This window comes from Neobacillus sp. KR4-4 (assembly GCF_042136325.1).
GTDB lineage: Bacteria > Bacillota > Bacilli > Bacillales > Cytobacillaceae > Neobacillus.
Genome location: NZ_JBHHJU010000012.1, coordinates 1 through 13,009, shown reverse-complemented (window position 1 = coordinate 13,009; position 13,009 = coordinate 1). Strand labels below are relative to the sequence as shown.

The 13,009-nt window shown below is 36.9% G+C and carries 11 protein-coding genes, 2 tRNA genes and 2 other RNA genes; 2 read left to right on the top strand and 13 right to left on the bottom strand.

From position 1 onward, the window contains the following. Positions 1–40: 40 nt before the first annotated feature. The 10 genes from ffs to ACE198_RS13765 form a co-directional block, all read right to left on the bottom strand. Positions 41–124, bottom strand: an RNA gene (ffs, locus tag ACE198_RS13810) — signal recognition particle sRNA small type. Then, positions 124–195, bottom strand: a tRNA-Asn gene (locus ACE198_RS13805). Before ACE198_RS13805 ends, ffs begins: the two co-directional genes overlap by 1 nt. Positions 196–212: 17 nt before the next feature. After that, positions 213–574: a transfer-messenger RNA gene (gene ssrA, locus ACE198_RS13800) on the bottom strand. Between the two features lie 9 nt (positions 575–583). After that, positions 584–674: transfer RNA gene (locus tag ACE198_RS13795), tRNA-Ser, on the bottom strand. A gap of 50 nt (positions 675–724) precedes the next feature. Next, entirely contained in the window at positions 725–913 is a 189-nt protein-coding gene (locus ACE198_RS13790; RefSeq protein ID WP_375375935.1) for a hypothetical protein, read from the bottom strand. A gap of 121 nt (positions 914–1,034) precedes the next feature. After that, the gene (locus tag ACE198_RS13785; RefSeq protein ID WP_375375934.1) at positions 1,035–1,913 is read right to left on the bottom strand and encodes an aldose 1-epimerase family protein; all 879 of its coding nucleotides are present in this window, start codon (positions 1,911–1,913) and stop codon (positions 1,035–1,037) included. A 223-nt stretch (positions 1,914–2,136) separates the two neighbouring features. After that, complete coding sequence (locus ACE198_RS13780) at positions 2,137–2,274, bottom strand: hypothetical protein (protein ID WP_251460066.1); 138 nt, start codon at positions 2,272–2,274, stop codon at positions 2,137–2,139. 70 nt (positions 2,275–2,344) lie between these two features. Further along, positions 2,345–3,706 (bottom strand): amino acid permease, encoded by a 1,362-nt coding sequence (locus ACE198_RS13775; protein WP_375375933.1) that lies wholly within the window; start codon positions 3,704–3,706, stop codon positions 2,345–2,347. A gap of 352 nt (positions 3,707–4,058) precedes the next feature. Next, positions 4,059–4,355, bottom strand: a complete 297-nt coding sequence (locus ACE198_RS13770; protein ID WP_375375932.1) for a 3'-5' exonuclease — start codon at positions 4,353–4,355, stop codon at positions 4,059–4,061. 62 nt (positions 4,356–4,417) lie between these two features. Continuing rightward, positions 4,418–4,864, bottom strand: coding sequence for a hypothetical protein (locus ACE198_RS13765; RefSeq protein WP_375375931.1), 447 nt, complete (start codon positions 4,862–4,864; stop codon positions 4,418–4,420). A gap of 247 nt (positions 4,865–5,111) precedes the next feature. On the opposite strand from ACE198_RS13765, the gene ACE198_RS13760 reads away from it, so the two are divergent. Next, entirely contained in the window at positions 5,112–7,598 is a 2,487-nt protein-coding gene (locus tag ACE198_RS13760; RefSeq protein WP_375375930.1) for an AAA family ATPase, read from the top strand. Next, entirely contained in the window at positions 7,591–8,619 is a 1,029-nt protein-coding gene (mcrC, locus tag ACE198_RS13755; protein WP_375375929.1) for a 5-methylcytosine-specific restriction endonuclease system specificity protein McrC, read from the top strand. Before ACE198_RS13760 ends, mcrC begins: the two co-directional genes overlap by 8 nt. 352 nt (positions 8,620–8,971) lie before the next feature. Here the strand turns inward: mcrC and ACE198_RS13750 are convergent, their stop codons facing one another. The 3 genes from ACE198_RS13750 to ACE198_RS13740 form a co-directional block, all read right to left on the bottom strand. Continuing rightward, positions 8,972–9,412, bottom strand: a complete 441-nt coding sequence (locus ACE198_RS13750; RefSeq protein WP_375375928.1) for a hypothetical protein — start codon at positions 9,410–9,412, stop codon at positions 8,972–8,974. 600 nt (positions 9,413–10,012) lie between these two features. Next, positions 10,013–12,433, bottom strand: coding sequence for a DEAD/DEAH box helicase family protein (locus ACE198_RS13745; protein ID WP_375375927.1), 2,421 nt, complete (start codon positions 12,431–12,433; stop codon positions 10,013–10,015). Next, complete coding sequence (locus ACE198_RS13740; RefSeq protein WP_375375926.1) at positions 12,426–12,752, bottom strand: phosphoribosyl-ATP pyrophosphohydrolase; 327 nt, start codon at positions 12,750–12,752, stop codon at positions 12,426–12,428. The genes ACE198_RS13745 and ACE198_RS13740 overlap by 8 nt, the downstream gene beginning before the upstream one ends. Positions 12,753–13,009: the final 257 nt, after the last annotated feature.

Below are 13,009 nucleotides of genomic sequence, written 5' to 3'. Positions count from 1 at the left end.
ATATTAAAATGGAGTTTAGCGTTTTAAGCACTTTAGGATTATGTAATAGCCCACACAATTTCACTAGTTATGGCTGCTGCGTTCCCGCCCTGACCAGTTTCCTAGTGTCTTTGTTGGACTAAACTCCGCAGGTAGGACTTGAACCTACGACCGATCGGTTAATTGCCGAAAGGACTGCCACTTACCTACTGCGGTATAAAAAGGTTGTTTTTTAGTGGAAATGACGGGAGTTGAACCCGTGTGCAAAGATCTTGGCACTTATACTTCTACGAGTGTAGTCAGTAGAATTGATTTCACTTACTTCGTTAGCCTACTGACAGGCATGGAAGCAGCTAGTCTGGTTCGTCTCTTCCTTCATCCTCAGACGGTGGAATCCGGCGTAGTCCACTTAGAATGAGTCCCTTACCCTACCACATGGACGATGGAGGGAGGAACCGCGATCGACTGTTATTAGGCAGCGAAAGCGAAGTTGTTGTTTTGTTTGCCAGTTATAGGCTTTATCGTTTTTACGAGGCCGAATCCCTCGACTCGCCATATAAGCTCAAACAATCCCTGTCGATACCAAGACATCCCCATAATATAATGGCAGAGAAGAAGGGATTTGAACCCTCGCGCCGGTTACCCGACCTACACCCTTAGCAGGGGCGCCTCTTCAGCCGCTTGAGTACTTCTCTGTAATAAAAGTTTCGCGTCAGTTCCGTTAAGAACTTACAAGACAAATATATCATCGATTCCATTTGGAAGATAGCTGTAAATTTTGGTAGTTCAAAAGTCCTGTATTTTTCGAATGCAAAAACCCATTTAACATCTTTCGGTAGGTAACAGCTACTGGCGGGACAGGTGGTGGAGGAATGAATGGAACTACTATGGATTGATACCAAGGATGGTAGTGATGCAAAATAATGTAGTACATTAATATCCTCCTTTCACTTATAGTCAAAGTAGTCTATGAGCGTTCACCTAAATAGGATTGGATGGAAGCCTAACTTTATCATTTAATACTTAGCAACCAATAGACAATCTCCTATCGACTGTTATTTAAACTTCATTTTATATTCATCCAGGAATGTTGCTCCTGCTTCAAGCTTATTCACACCCAGCTTTTCCTTCATGTTCCCAGAAGCATGATACGTATCAGCAATTCCGTACCAAGGCTCTATGCAAACAAATGGCGCGATCGTACCGGTAGTATCCATATATTTCGACCAAATTCCAACAAACGGGAATTTTTCGAACCATACTTCGATTCCATGACCTGATTTTTTAGACTCCAATGTAATTTGATCAATATTGCTGTAGACGAGAGCATCATGGGCAAATAAGGAGGGCGTGAGCTGCATCGTTGAAATATCACTTGCATCTCCTCTCTCGTGGATCAGAGAATCCTTTAGCTCGTATTCCATAACATTGTTATTTGCTGCAGGAGTAAAATTTAAACGGTAATCCTCAATGGTCTCATTTTCTACAAGCGGAATCCTAAATGCAGGATGAGCACCAATGGAAAAATACATATCTTCCTTGTTTTCATTCACGATTTCCCACTGAACCATGAGGGAGTCCTCTTTTAGCACATAACGAATAATCGCTTTAAATTCATAAGGATAAGCATGACTGAAGCGTCCTGCAGACTCAAATACAAAAGAAATGGTTGTATCTGTCTGCTCTTCTACATCAAATTCAACGTCACGCAAAAAGCCATGCTGTGACATCTTATAGGTATGACCATCCAGTTGATACTGATCCCCTTTTAACCGTCCTACAATCGGAAATAGGACCGGAGAGACTCGACCCCAGTAGGCATTATCCCCTGTCCACATATAGTCTAGCCCGTTTTTCTTATGCTTCACTTCTCGTACTTCTGCACCATTTCTTACTATACTTACCTTTAACCAATCATTTTCAATGACAAGCATTATATTTCCCTCAATTCTCATCCTTAAGATGTATCTTGTTGTAAAGTTACTCTTCTTAATACGTTGGACAATGCTCAAATAATGGCCTAATCCAATTTTATAAAATAATATAACGATTTTTGTTTATGTAGCAAGTATGGAATGAAATTTATAATTCCCTTTTCATCTGTTGGAAAATCCTATTAAAAACCTACTTACGCAGATTGTAAGTAGGTTTTATTTTTCATTCACTGTTTTGTGTGGTATTAAAGAAATCATCAGCCTGATCTTTTTGGTTACCTTTTACCTTATTATTGTTTTTACCCATTTTTCCATCGGACTCATAACTTAATTTCTCCGATCCTTTTTTATTCTTTTCCATAACTTCACCCTTTCAAATCTAGTTTGCCCCACTCTGGTTTATCCAATCTATTCTTTTTCAAAAGAATAGGTCAGTCGAATTTTTTAATCATTTTATATCCGAAATAAAGAATCGTAAACCAGATAGGTGCTACAACTAAAGCAATGCGCATTTCCTCAATAAAAGCCATTAAGACAATGACAAGTGCTAAAAACGTCAGTGCTAAATAGGATGAAATCGGATATAAGGGAAGTTTAAATGCTAATTTTTCAATTTCTTTTTTTGTTTTGGATTGCCTAAACTTCAATTGTGTAATCAGGATAACCGCCCAGCTGGTAATAACCGCTACTGTGGCAACCGCAGATATGTACATAAACACTTTTTCGGGAACAATGTAATTCAGTAGTACGGCCAATAATAACAGTGATGACGTGAATAGTATTCCACGGACCGGGCTGCCATTCTTATTAAGTTTTCCAAAATATTTCGGACCGTTATTTTGCAGGGATAAATTGTGCAGCATTCTTCCGGAACTGAATAACCCACTATTAAAAGCAGATAATGCGGCTGTTAAGACCACAAAGTTAATAATATGGGCGGCTCCAGGAATTCCAACTTTATCAAAAATTAATACAAATGGACTGCCCTTCATGCCTACTTCATTCCAAGGATAGAGAGTCATCATAATTCCCAATGCACCCACATAAAAAATTAAGATCCGCCAGACAACACTGTTAATGGCTGACGGGATTGATTTTTGAGGATTTTTTGCCTCTCCTGCTGTAATTCCAACCAATTCCACTCCACCAAATGAAAACGTCACAAAAACCAAGGACATTAATATTCCTTTAACTCCATTTGGCATGAATCCACCATGAGTCCAAAGATGGGCCAAACCAACGGGCTGACCTCCGTTGCCAATTCCAAAAAAGATGATTCCTACTCCAACGAGAATCATTCCGATAATGGCTACAACTTTAATCAGTGCAAACCAGAATTCAAACTCACCAAATGCCTTTACATTCGCAAGGTTTACCATGGTAATCACGACAAGCACAGCGAGTGCTGTAAGCCATTGTGGAATATCTGGAAACCAGTAATTCACATAAACACCAACTACGGTTATTTCCGCCATTCCAGCGACAAGCCACATAAACCAATACGTCCAGCCGCTAAGGTAACCTGCAAACGGCCCTATATATCGATTGGCGTAGGAACTAAAAGAACCCGAAACTGGTAGATCAACTGCCATTTCACCTAGAGCTCTCATAATGATAAAAATAACCAAGCCTCCTATTAAATAGGAGACCATGATGGCAGGTCCAGCCATTTGAATGGCTGCACTTGAGCCATAGAACAGCCCGACTCCAATGGCACCTCCAAGTGCAATTAACTGGATATGCCTGTTATCTAAACCCCGTTGCAGATTCTCACTTTGATGATTATTACCCAACCTAAATTCCTCCAATGAAAACTATTTGTTCGTATAAAAGATAAGAAAAAGTACATTTATAAAATGTACATTAAAAACGAAGATAATGCTAGAAAAAATCTGAAAAGATGAATAAATTATCTGCTAACACCTTCTTTCCTAAAAAATAAAAAAGGAGGAGATTTTGAAAGGTCGTGGCAATAAGATGCTTTATATAAGGGATAGGTACCTTATTAAATAAACTAAACACTTAACTATTATTTATGGTAAAATAAAGTTCCTTGGCAGGGGCAATTTAAAAAAGCGAGTTGGGATTTTATAACCAACTCGCTTTTATCTTTCCTATTAAAGGATCATAATAATTCTATTTAACTTAGATACCTAATTTAATCTCCACTAAATCGCTTTTCCTCTGGTTTCTCTCTTGCAAAATCCGATCAAGATAGTGTGTAAATTCGGATTCATCTGAATACGACAAACAAAGATATTGCTTCGCCCTTGTCATTCCAATATAGAATAAAGAAACCTCTCGTTCCTTATCCTCTTCTAAAGGAAATGGCATGGAATCCACATTGACAATAAACACGGCTTGGAAGTCGAGCCCCTTACTGCTATCAATGGTACTAATTTTAACTTTGCCATCTTCTTTTTGAAACGATCTCTTTGACACATCATTCTCGGTAATCCAGTAGTTAGGGAGTTCTAATTCACCTAGTGAATTAGAGTGCAGTATTAAAATGGTAAATCATCATCTATTCTAATTGGAATTCTACATTTTGAGGAATTAAGTATAATAGGAATTTGTGCAACTTCATTTATTTCTTCTCTAGTTAAACCATACTGTACTCCGTTTTCGGTATATCCAGCGACAAAATAAAACATATCGTCGCCAAAATCCTCATCCTGTTCTTTTACTTGCTTCCTTTTTACCTTTTGCTTTTGTCTCTCCTCGAGAGAATTTTTAACCTGGTCTTTATAAGACTGTTTAAATTTGTGCCCCAACATTTCAAGCTCCGTTATCGCACATAACAGATCTACTCCAAACCAATTGCTATATCCTTTTGCAAGATATTTTCCATTATATTGGTCCATCCATTTTTTCGCATTCTGAAGGCGGTCTCTTCGACTATAACGCTTCCTTCTAGGTGTATGGTTTGCATTATGCTTCTTTTTTGCCACACTACTGCCTCTTTTCAATTGTTAACATAATATTATTATATTCTACTTACTTTATACAAAAATAAAGGCATCCTTGGTAGATATATTCTTTTACATCAAATAAAATGTAAGTAGTTTTGTCTCCAGTCCCCGCCCGCTGATTTCCTTTTACATGAGATTATTTGGTAAAATTGGAATAACCTCTATATCGTTAGACTGGGAAATGCCAGCGTTTTTGTAAAATATAAAATAATTGCAGGTGGATAAATTGGTAAAGGCCATTTCAAAACAAGAAGTAGAAAAACTACGGAAGGAGTTCCATACCTATTTAGCAGGGAATCATCCAAATTGGAATGATAACACCATTGCTGTTCACTTTTCTGATGCATTCTTTGCCTATAATAATAATAATATAGGGATCGATTTCTGGTCTATCTTTTTGGATGAGAAATCTCTAAACAAAGCAAAAGAAATCATAAGGGATTATCTTAAATCACAAAACAAATCGGAACGTGCCCAAGAACGCGCTAGTGGATATTTGCAGTCAATGAAGCATTTCAAGGCCTTTTTAGATGAAAGGCATCCAACACTTGCAAAAGAATGGAGTGGCAAAACGGCTAGAAATACCTATTTAAAAGCTGCTTTCCAAAATTGGATGCGCCGCCAGAAAAAATCCAATGGAGAACTGTATAAATCCAATACCATTACCGCTTATACGAATTCTCTTAAAAATGCTACGGCAAAATTAAACATCAACCCTTTAACCGAAACTGATTTATTCCATATTACATCAGTAGCTGCATTTGAAGAGGCATACAAAAGGATTACTTCCGCACCCAATTTTCATGAAGTAGACCTAGCTGCTGGCAATAAAGCGTATTCGAATGCATTGTCACTGTATTCTAGATTTCTAAAGGAATTAGCTGAGCCATCCTGTTGGGTTTTTCAGGGAAACCCCAAATATTATGATGTGATTGGTGCTGTTCATGACCTTAATACAATTACTTGGGCTGTCAATCAAAATTATAAACAAATTAAAAAAGGAGACAAAGTCTACATTTGGCTTTCCGGACCTGAAGGCGGCATTGTAGCTTCCGGTACCATTCTTTGTGATCCTGAGATGAAACAGCCTGAACCAAACGATCCGTATAATTGTTCTGATGACCTAAACAAAGAACCCTATTTAGGTGTTGATATTGAAATCCTAAGAAAGCTCACCGACACGATTGTAGAAAGAACTACGTTACTTGCTGATGAACGGACAAAACGAATGGAGATATTAACGTATCCTGGTGCAACTAATTTTCGAGTCAGCAAAGAAGAAGATGAAGTGATTGAGATTATGATAACAGGAGATTATCAAAAGGTTCCGGCCACCCCTGCCCCAACTCCAGCAGGACCAAAAGATAAAAAGCGGTATTGGATCTATGCCCCAGGCGAAGGTTCCCGCCTGTGGGAAGAATTCTACGATAAAGGAATCATGGGAATTGGCTGGGACAATCTCGGTGACTTAAAACAATACCCTACAAAAGAATCAATGAAGAGCAAAATGAAAGAGATTTATGGTGAAGAATATTCCTATAAAAATGCTGGACATGCTACATGGCAATTTGCGAATGAACTAAAAGAAGATGACGTAATTATTGTGAAAAAAGGGCTGAAGAAAATCATTGGCCGAGGGGTTGTCACGTCAGACTATATGTTTGATGATTCAAGAAATGAATATAAACATATACGGACTGTACACTGGACACATAAAGGAGAATGGGAGCACGAAGGACAAATTGTTTTAAAAACTCTCACAGATATTACACCCTATACGGATTATTACAAGAAACTAGAAGATATGTTCATTTCAGATTCTGATTCGGAAGATCCAGAAACTGACACAGTATACTATGAGAGCTATACGGCAGAGAACTTCTTGTCTGATGTGTATATGAGCGATGATAAGTATCTGACCTTAAAAAATCTTCTTCTTAAAAAGAAGAATCTTATTATGTTAGGTGCCCCAGGTGTTGGAAAGACCTTTGCTGCAGAGCGCTTGGCCTACTCCATTATGGGTGAAAAAGATATCAGTCGAGTTATGATGATCCAATTTCATCAAAGTTACAGTTATGAAGATTTTATCATGGGTTACCGCCCTACCGAAAAAGGCTTTTCCATTTCTAAAGGCCCGTTTTATGAGTTTTGTAAAGAAGCTGAGCCAGATGATCGGCCCTATTTTTTCATCATCGATGAGATTAACCGAGGCAACTTAAGTAAGATATTTGGCGAATTATTAATGCTAATTGAATCAGATAAACGAGGTAAGGAAGTCCGCTTGCTTTATTCAGATGAACAATTTTCCGTACCAGACAATGTTCATATTATTGGAATGATGAACACAGCTGACCGCAGTTTAGCAATGATTGATTATGCCCTTCGCCGCCGGTTTGCCTTTTATGAAGTTGAACCTGCATTTAGAAGCGATGGTTTCCAAGAATATCAAGCAAACATAGCAAGTGAAAAGTTTGATCGCTTAATTGATACGGTAGTGAAATTAAATGAAGATATCGCAGAGGATACTTCCCTTGGAAGTGGCTTTCAAATTGGTCATAGTTATCTATCACCAACGAATGAAATCATTGATGATGGATGGTTATCCGATGTGATCGAATATGAACTGATCCCTTTGATTAAAGAATACTGGTTTGACGAACCGACAAAGATCGAACACTGGAGCAGCAGGCTGCGTGGAGCCATTTATGATTAAGGTAAAAAATATATACTATATGCTGTCTTATGCCTATCAGTCACTTAACGAAGCCAGCTTCAAAAATATCCAAACAGAAGAATTTGAAAACCTTCATGATTTGATGGCGGCCATTCTAGTACGCGGTGTTTCAAATCAATTGAAACGTGGTTTACAAAAGGATTATCTCGTCTACACAGAAGCAACGGGTAACTTAAAAGGCAAAATAGATATATCAAACTCTGTTCGTCAAAACACGTTAATGACGCGGCGAATGGTTTGCCATTTCGATCAATTCTCAGAAAATACACCTTTGAATCAAATAGTAAAAACCACCATGGTACTACTTATTAAATCAGGTGATGTTACAGTAGCCAACAGTAAGGAATTGAAAAAGCTGAGCTTGTATTTTAGGAACATAGAAACTCTTAATCCGTTCGCCATCAACTGGAATGCATTGATCTATCACCGAAATAATGCTACCTACAAACTTCTCATCAATATCTGCCAATTAATCATCAAAGGGCTTTTAATGACGACGGAGACAGGTGAATATAAGATGAAAGAATTCCTGGATGACCAATTCATGCACCGCTTATATGAGAAATTTTTACTTGGTTATTTCAAAAAAGAGTACCCTCATTTTACTGTCGGGTCTTCCTACATTAAATGGAATGTGGACGGTGATATCACCGAATTTCTACCGAATATGAAAACAGATATCACACTTTCCTATGGAACCAAAACACTGATCATTGATGCCAAATATTATGGCCGGACCATGCAAACCAACACTTTGTTTAATAGCAAATCGATTATTTCAGCTAACTTGTATCAAATTTTTACTTATGTAAAAAACAAGGATAGAACAGGGAGCGGACATGTAAGTGGAGTCCTTTTATATGCAAAAACCGATGAGGAGCTCACGCCGGATCATGATTATTCAATTGGTGGAAACCGATTTAGTGTGAAAACGCTTGACTTAGGTGCAGATTGGGGGGGAATTGTGGGACAACTACGTGCGGTTGCAGCGCTATTATAAGATACACATAATAAATTTAGGGTTTTGAATAATATAAAAACCGGGCATGCAACAACATGTCCGGTCCTTTAATAACAGTTATTCTAATGGTGGTGGCTAATCTGGTGCAAAAATCTAGCCGAGCAGTAATCTCAAGATTATATTTTTTAAAGTAAAATAAGAGGAATTAATACAACTTATCCCTGAATCACCGCGATTGGATTTAGGGGTTCATTGCCATTGTTTTTCTTTCACCAAGCTTTGATTAACTACCTCTCTTTTTAATTTATTGCAGTTTCGCAATTTGTCCCAAAAAGAAGAAATCGTTTAAATCTTCGATAGCTTTATTCAATTCCTCTACCTTTCTAGTTCTTTAATAATCATCATCATCCCAATTTTCCGCCCATGTCTGGTTCGTTCTTATAAAAGTTTTTCCGTTGATTTTATTTAGAACCTCTTGCCGTTCTCTTTCATTTAATAATTCAATCTCCATGATAATCTTTTCCGAAAATGACATCTTACCAGCCATATAAACAGTAGTTTGTTTAATTAATTCTTTTATTTCATTTTGCCCCAAAGATAATAAATCTTTAACTTGTTCAAAATTTTCTATTTGAATCTTTAACTGGTGCTGCCCTGTAATTGATTCTTCGTGACTTTTCTTTAAATTTTTTGAACAGGTAATTAATTTTTTTTGCCCCTTTTCTAAACTTTCTGTACGACTTATTAGTTCCTTCTGGACTTCTATTAATTCTTGCTGCCCATTTTTTAAATCCTGTAATTCTAAAAGAATGTTATTCAGTGTTTCCTCCATGACAAAACCTCCATATTATATTGGATTAACCCCGTATCAATGCTAGCAATGGGGTCAAATAGCTGCACAATTTTGAAACCATTAGCAGGCCTTCCTTGTATTGATATATGGATTTCTAAAAAAGTATGGAATTTAAAGTAAAAATAAAGTATTTATATAAAGAAGTATGAAGAAGGGAAATCTTGTGAGATAAAATATGGTAGAAATTTGAAGATATTTAAGATGATTTTTGAACTAAGTGGGAAGTCGTTCAAATTGAAAAAATTAAATAGACAAAATCTACTGTCCATTCTATAAATCCAAAGTGAATAACACAAATATGTATTTTCTATCTCATTTTTTTACTTCCTTTCCATTTATTTTGACTTTTACTTTTAGTTAATTATGAAACACTATTAATCTATCATTAAACCAATGAACAAAGTACGGGGAAAGGTGACAAAATACTGAATCTTAGTTACTCTAAGCAAACTACTGATAGAGGACATAGAGTTACTGTTTGAAGTGTACCTTTATACAAGGAAGATCCAAGATGATATAAAAAAACAAATTGATATATATCAAAACTTAACCAAATTGAGCAAAAAATCCCCCTAGGACCTAATGAACTAGAGGGCTGTTTGCCTTTCTTTCAAAATGATAATGTAGTCGGTATTCGCATATCTCTTTTGTCCATTTAAAGAGAATTTCTTCATCTTCTTTGGCAATGTCGAACGTAAACTTAAAGATATTATTCTCGAATGAAGTTAATTCACTTTTCCACATGGTCATTGGCATGGTGGCAATTAACCGACATACTCTTTGTTCATTATACTCCCAAAGCCTTTTAGAAGATTTATCAGAAAAGTCCAGTTTCTTTCGATACTCTTTTTCCATAAGATAATGGTGGAAGAAAGGAGCAACTTCCTCTGGCGTGATCGATTTATTCCAATTGGAGGGTCCTCGTTGCAGCATGGCAAGAAGAACAATCATTTTATAACTTTTTCTCATATCCGTTCTTTCAACATCCATCAACCAATTTTCATAACGGGTAAACACTTGCTTTTCTCGAACAGACAGCTCATCAGCCCAGTTTAAAAAACCACAATAGGAATCAAATTCTATTCGATATTGTTTAGATTCTGAAGCCCCACTTAAATGCAATTCCAGATAAGTTGGCCTTTTACCAATTTCTTTTTTTAGTGTCAAATAATCATTAAAAAGTTTCTCTTTTCTTGGCTGCCGCTTTCGTGACATTTCTTGTAGAAGGTTAATGACATCTAAATCTAGATCGAGTTCACAGAATTGTGGGATCATCGGTTGGATCTTTCGAGACTTCCCATCACTAGGAGTTGTATCAAATAAACTTAACTTTATATCCGCGTTCCGATAATTACCGATTAGGTCCACAATGACACATGCTTCTTTACTGGAATGTAACCGAAGTCCCCTTCCAATTTGCTGTGTAAAGACGGTTAACGATTCTGTGGGTCGAACAAACAGTAATGTATCCACAGATGGAATATCGACACCTTCATTAAACAGGTCAACGGTAAAAATGACATCGATTTCCCCTCTATCAAGCTGGGAGATTGCCTGGCTTCTACCAATTTGAACTTGTTGTGAATGAAGACTAACGGTGTGGTAGCCATGTTGATTAAAATAATTCGATAGGAAGTTAGCTTGTCGAATCGATGAACAGAAAGCCAATGTTCGAGTCTGCTTTTTGTCCTCCCAGGCACGGAGAATTTTAAGTGCCATTTCTTCTTTTAATTGGACTTGTAGCAACTCTTCTTCATCATAACGATTACCTAGCCAGGTGATTTGGGTGTAATCGGTATCATCATAAACGCCAAAATATTTAAATGGGGCCAGCCACTTCCGTTCAATTGCTTCTAGGAAATCAAGTCTAAATGCAACGTTTCCGTCACAGATGGCATAAACATCTTTATTGTCATTGCGATCAGGAGTTGCGGTAATCCCTAATAAAAACTTTGGCTGAAAATAATCTAACGCCCTTTGATAAGAATCCGCTGCAGCATGATGAAATTCATCTATTATAATAAGATCAAATTCACCTGGGCTAAACTGTTCAAGATGAGACTTCATACTTAATGTATATATCGAGGCAAAAATAGCATCTGCATTACTCTCTTTCAGTTTGCCATTATACATTCCATATCGTTTTTCAGGCATGATTTTTTTAAAAGAATCTCTAGCCTGATTAAGTATTTCTTCTCTATGGGCTATAAAGAGTACTTTATTAAAATTTTTTGAAAAAAATCCAGCCAGATAAGTCTTTCCCAATCCTGTCGCCATAACTACCAAAGCCTTATTGTACTCTTCTTCTAATGTCTTTTTTAATTCTTCCAATGCCTCGATTTGAGCAAACCTGGGTTGAATTTCTCCATAATCAGCAGCAGGTTCCATGATTGTCGCAGTTGGTTCTGGCTCCTCCTTTTTATTGGGAAGCATCAGTTCCAGTTCTTCCAGTTCACTCCACTTTTTAGCCAGATTAGGATTTTTCCGATGATACTCATCATATCTTGATCTATATTCCACAAGCGTTTCTTTATTTAGGGGAACAGTTTGTTCTGCATAATATAATTTTAAAAACTCCGCTTGAGCTTCATCAAAGATATCTTTTGCATCACTAACTCCAACATTCCATTCAATACCCTGATATAAGGCCGATCGTGATAGATTAGATGAGCCGATATACAAAACGTCATGTTCATTCGTTTGGAATAAATAGGCCTTGGGATGAAAAGATCCCCCATTACTCTTCCAAATTCGTACCTTAATTCGTTCATCTATCGAAAGAAGTTCTTCTAGTGCTTCCGGCTGCGTTATGTATAGATAATCACCGGTAAAAATTTTTATATCTGCACCATTCTGAGCGGCTTTCTTTAAGGCATTTTTCAAAAAATAAACCCCGGATTTCATCACAAAGGAAGATAGTACACATATAGTTATTGCATCTTCGATATTATTTATCAGCTGTACTCCGAGTTCCTTCGTAAATAATTGTATCTTACTCATCTTCAACCTCAATTAGGAATATTTTCTCCTTAAAGCCCCCTCTTTTTTGTGCTTTATTTTGACGTACTCTCTCAACTTCTTCAATAGATGTTCCGTGGCATTCTGCCAAAGCATGAATGATTTCTAGCAGGTCGGCAAGCTCCTCGATGGCATCATTATCATTCACTGTATTTATGTATTCATTTAGTTCTTCAAAGCTCTTCTTTTTCAATTCTTTTATGTATTCGTCATTATTTAGGATTCTTGTCGAAAATTGCTTCCCAGTACTTTCGATTACCTCCGGGATGCGGTCTCGGACTAATTTGTTATAGATAGGCATATTAATTACCTCCTTCATTTATATAATAAAATTATAACTGATTTAAGAGCAGAGTGTACTACCCTGACCTTTTTATGTTCACGTTTCGTTTAATCATAACAAAAAGAACCTATTTCTATAGCCCTCTCTATTAGGATAGTTGTCGTAAGATACTTTAGTGTTATAGTTAAGTAAATAACACGGAGGTTGATCGATATGACAGGGAAAAATAGAGTAAGATATTCGCAGGAACAAAAAGAGGCAATTGTCAAACGCAT

What these genes read in the sequence shown, in the direction of transcription:
- ACE198_RS13740 (WP_375375926.1), bottom strand. Translation starts at nt 12,752, where the DNA reads ATGCCTATCTATAACAAATTAGTCCGAGACCGCATCCCGGAGGTAATC.
- mcrC (WP_375375929.1), top strand. Translation starts at nt 7,591, where the DNA reads ATGATTAAGGTAAAAAATATATACTATATGCTGTCTTATGCCTATCAG.
- ACE198_RS13780 (WP_251460066.1), bottom strand. Translation starts at nt 2,274, where the DNA reads ATGGAAAAGAATAAAAAAGGATCGGAGAAATTAAGTTATGAGTCCGAT.
- ACE198_RS13745 (WP_375375927.1), bottom strand. Translation starts at nt 12,433, where the DNA reads ATGAGTAAGATACAATTATTTACGAAGGAACTCGGAGTACAGCTGATA.
- ACE198_RS13790 (WP_375375935.1), bottom strand. Translation starts at nt 913, where the DNA reads ATGTACTACATTATTTTGCATCACTACCATCCTTGGTATCAATCCATA.
- ACE198_RS13785 (WP_375375934.1), bottom strand. Translation starts at nt 1,913, where the DNA reads ATGCTTGTCATTGAAAATGATTGGTTAAAGGTAAGTATAGTAAGAAAT.
- ACE198_RS13750 (WP_375375928.1), bottom strand. Translation starts at nt 9,412, where the DNA reads ATGGAGGAAACACTGAATAACATTCTTTTAGAATTACAGGATTTAAAA.